Origin of the sequence: Caballeronia sp. (genome assembly GCF_049581465.1) — a bacterium.
In the GTDB taxonomy this organism is placed as follows: Bacteria; Pseudomonadota; Gammaproteobacteria; order Burkholderiales; family Burkholderiaceae; genus Caballeronia.
In genome coordinates this window covers 1-3,830 of record NZ_JBAUSA010000483.1, presented here as the reverse complement: position 1 = coordinate 3,830, position 3,830 = coordinate 1, and the positions used below count along the sequence as shown (strand labels likewise).

At 60.7% G+C, this 3,830-nt stretch carries 3 protein-coding genes and 1 pseudogene; all 4 read right to left on the bottom strand.

Going from position 1 to position 3,830, the window contains the following annotated elements; translation table 11 throughout:
• A pseudogene (locus WCA53_RS11870) lies at nt 1–464 on the bottom strand (two-component system sensor histidine kinase KdbD); the annotation flags it as partial.
• The gene (kdpC, locus tag WCA53_RS11865; RefSeq protein WP_423909728.1) at nt 464–1,045 is read right to left on the bottom strand and encodes a potassium-transporting ATPase subunit KdpC; all 582 of its coding nucleotides are present in this window, start codon (nt 1,043–1,045) and stop codon (nt 464–466) included. The pseudogene WCA53_RS11870 and the gene kdpC, both read right to left, overlap by 1 nt.
• A 118-nt stretch (nt 1,046–1,163) precedes the next feature.
• Nucleotides 1,164–3,221 carry a potassium-transporting ATPase subunit KdpB gene (kdpB, locus tag WCA53_RS11860; RefSeq protein WP_423909733.1) on the bottom strand — a complete coding sequence of 686 codons (2,058 nt, stop codon included), beginning with the start codon at nt 3,219–3,221 and terminating at the stop codon, nt 1,164–1,166.
• A gap of 120 nt (nt 3,222–3,341) precedes the next feature.
• A partial coding sequence (locus WCA53_RS11855) for a potassium-transporting ATPase subunit KdpA (protein WP_423909723.1) occupies nt 3,342–3,830 on the bottom strand: 489 nt, incomplete at its 5' end.

Sequence of the window (3,830 nt, the reverse complement as noted above, 5' to 3'; positions counted from 1 at the left end):
CCGACGATATCGTTCAGGCTTTCAAGGTGCTGGACGTTGACGGTGGTGTACACGTCGATGCCCGCGTCGAGCAGTTCATACACGTCCTGCCACCGTTTGAGATGACGGGCGCCTTGAACATTCGAATGCGCGAGTTCATCGACGAGGATCAGTTGAGGCTTGCGCGCAAGTGCCGCGTCGAGGTCGAACTCCGATAGATGACGCTCACGATGCGCATGACGCGCCAACGCAATAGCCTCCAACCCATCGACGAGCGCCAGCGTCTCCTTGCGGCCGTGGGTCTCGACAATGCCCACCACCGTGTCGACGTCTTCCTCCCGCCGCCGATGTCCAGCCAGCAACATGGCATACGTCTTCCCGACCCCAGCGGAAGCACCGAAGAAGATTTTCAGCCGGCCGCGCTGCTGCTTTTGCTCGTCGCGCTGGATCTTGTTGAGCAGTTCGTCTGGGTCCGGGCGATCCATCAGCTTGCCGGCTTCAATTCGTCAAGCGCGAGGTTCAGCTTCAGCACGTTCACGCGCGCTTCACCCAGGATACCGAACTGACGACCGGTCGTCGCACGCTGAACCAGCGCATCAACGTCGTTAGGCGAGAGCTTGCGCGCCTTGGCCACGCGGTCAATCTGATAGGCGGCGGCGGCGGGGCTGATCTCCGGGTCCAGTCCACTGCCCGAGGACGTCACGAGGTCGACGGGGATGGGCACGGTGTTGGTCGGATCGGCGTCGTGCAACGCGCTGATGCGCCCTTTGACTTCGTCGGCGAGCGCCGGGTTGGTCGGTCCAAGATTCGAGCCACCCGACGCTTGCGGGTTATAGGGGTTAGGCGAGGTTGCCGACAAGCGGCCCCAGAAATAGGACGGTGCATCGAATTGCTGGCCCAGCAGCTCCGAGCCTACCGCTTTCCCGTCCTTCTCGATCAGGCTGCCATTAGCCTCGTGGGGGAAAGCCGCGTGCGCCACTGCCGTGACGACGACGGGATAAACGAGCCCGGTCACGACTGTCAGCGCTGCAAACATGACGACAACAGGGCGAAGAATATTTTTCATGGTGATTCAACCTGAAAAGATTGCTGTGAGGAAGTTTGCTATGAGACTAAGTTCGCAGAACTTGCCTGAAGAGGCCGGGCATGAAAACCAGTTATGCCCGGCCAATCGATACCCAGAATCAGGCCCAGCCGCAAGCGGTGATAACCATATCGATCAGCTTGATGCACGGAAACGGCAGCAACAATCCGCCAAGACCATACACAAGCAAATTACGACGCAGCAACGAAGCTGCGCCTAGTGGCCGATACTTCACACCCTTGAGCGCCAGCGGAATCAGGAACACGATGATCAACGCATTGAAGATCACCGCGGACAAGATGGCCGATGACGGTGACGTCAGGTGCATGATGTCAAGCACGCGCAGTTGCGGATAGGTCGAAGCAAACGCAGCCGGGATGATGGCGAAGTACTTGGCCACGTCGTTGGCAATCGAGAACGTGGTCAGCGATCCGCGTGTCATCAACATCTGCTTGCCGATCTCGACAATCTCGATCAACTTGGTCGGATTCGAATCGAGATCGACCATGTTGCCGGCTTCCTTCGCCGCCTGCGTGCCGGAGTTCATGGCTACGGCAACGTCCGCTTGAGCCAGTGCCGGCGCATCGTTCGTACCGTCGCCCGTCATCGCGACCAGCCGCCCTTCCGCCTGATATGAACGAATGGTGGCGAGTTTCGCTTCAGGCGTTGCTTCCGCGAGGAAGTCGTCAACGCCCGCTTCGGCCGCGATCGCTGCAGCGGTCAGGCGGTTATCGCCCGTCACCATCACGGTCTTGATGCCCATCTTGCGCAACTCGGCAAACCGTTCCTTTATACCGCCCTTGACGATATCCTTCAGCTCAATGACGCCTAGAACGCGCGCCCCTTCGGCCCGTCTGTCGGCCACCACGAGCGGCGTGCTGCCACGACGCGCGATTTCGTCAACCGCGTTCGTTACGTCCTGCGGATAGCGGCCGCCATTGCGCTCGACATAGGTCTTGACCGACTCGGCCGCGCCCTTGCGAATTTCGCGCTCGGGCAAATCCACACCGCTCATGCGCGTTTGCGCGGTGAAGCTCAGGAAGGTCGCATGCAGCGACGACATTTCCCGCTGACGTATGTTGAAGCGCTCTTTCGCAAGCACGACGATACTGCGGCCTTCCGGCGTTTCATCGGCAAGCGACGCAAGCTGCGCCGCATCGGCGAGATCGTGCTCGGAGACGCCCGGGGCCGCCACGAAGCCCGAGGCTTGCCGGTTACCAAACGTGATCGTGCCGGTCTTGTCGAGCAACAACACGTCGACGTCACCCGCCGCTTCGACCGCGCGGCCCGAGGTCGCGATCACGTTTGCCTGCATCATGCGACTCATGCCGGCCACACCAATCGCAGACAGCAATCCGCCGATAGTCGTCGGGATCAGGCAGACCAGCAATGCCACCAGTGCCGTAATCGTCACCACGTGCCCGGCTTTTACCGCCTCGACCGAGAAGATCGAAAACGGCAACAGCGTCGCGGTGGCGAACAACAACACCAGGCTCAACGCGACCAACAAGATCGTCAGCGCGATCTCGTTAGGCGTCTTTTGCCGCTTGGCGCCTTCGACCATCGCGATCATGCGGTCCAGGAACGCCTCACCCGGATTGACGCTCACACGTACCACGATCCAGTCCGACAGCACGCGTGTGCCGCCCGTCACTGCGGTGAAATCACCGCCTGACTCACGAATCACAGGCGCTGACTCACCGGTGATTGCCGATTCGTCAACGGAGGCAACGCCATCGATCACCTCGCCGTCCGCGGGGATCACGTCACCGGTCTCGACGAGCACGACATCGCCCTTGCGCAACTCGGTTGCGGTCGTGATGTTGACCGTAGCCTCACGCTTCGGTGCACTGAGCTTCTTGGCCATCACGTCGCGCTTGGCGCTGCGCAACGACGCGGCTTGTGCTTTAGAGCGGCCCTCGGCCAGCGCCTCGGCGAAGTTCGCGAACAGCACGGTGAACCACAGCCACAGCGCGATCGCGAGAATGAACCCGGCCGGCGCTTCAGCCTGCCCCGAGAGCGCGGCCACCCACAACACCGTGGTCAAGATGCTGCCAATGTAGACGCAGAACATCACCGGGTTGCGCAACTGCGTACGCGGTGCGAGTTTCCTGAACGAATCCGCGATCGCCGGCATCACGATGGCCGGATCGAACATGGAACGAACGGCCGAGCGCGAATGGCCGGTTGTCTCCGGCAATTTTTCCGGTGCCTTGTTCGGCGTTTTCACGGGCGGTTTGACGATTGTATTCATACTTTCCTCTGTATCAGTGACCGCTTATTTGCCCGAGATCATCATCAGATGCTCGACCACGGGACCCAGCGCGAGCGCTGGTACATAGGTCAGTGCGCCAACCAAGACGACGGTGCCCAGCAGCAGCACGACGAACAGCGGACCGTGCGTCGGCAAGCTGCCTGCGGTCGTTCCAATGCGCTTCTTAGCCGCCAATGCACCAGCGATTGCCAGCACCGGAATCATCGAACCGAAGCGGCCGAACCACATCGCAATGCCAGTCGTGATGTTGTAGAACGGCGTGCTGACAGTCAGGCCGGCAAACGCGCTGCCGTTATTGTTGGAGGCAGAGCTATAGGCGTAGAGAATCTCCGAGAAGCCGTGAGGCCCGGGGTTTGCGATCCCCGCTGTGCCCGCCGCAGTCAATACGGCAATCGACGTACCGGCCAGCACGAGCAACGGCGTCAGCAGCACGACGATCGCCACCATCTTCATCTCGTACGACTCGATCTTCTTGCCGATATATTCAGGTGT

Bases quoted from the DNA above. Each gene is read 5' to 3' on its own strand.
- kdpC (WP_423909728.1), bottom strand. From the start codon at position 1,045: ATGAAAAATATTCTTCGCCCTGTTGTCGTCATGTTTGCAGCGCTGACA.
- kdpB (WP_423909733.1), bottom strand. From the start codon at position 3,221: ATGTTCGATCCGGCCATCGTGATGCCGGCGATCGCGGATTCGTTCAGG.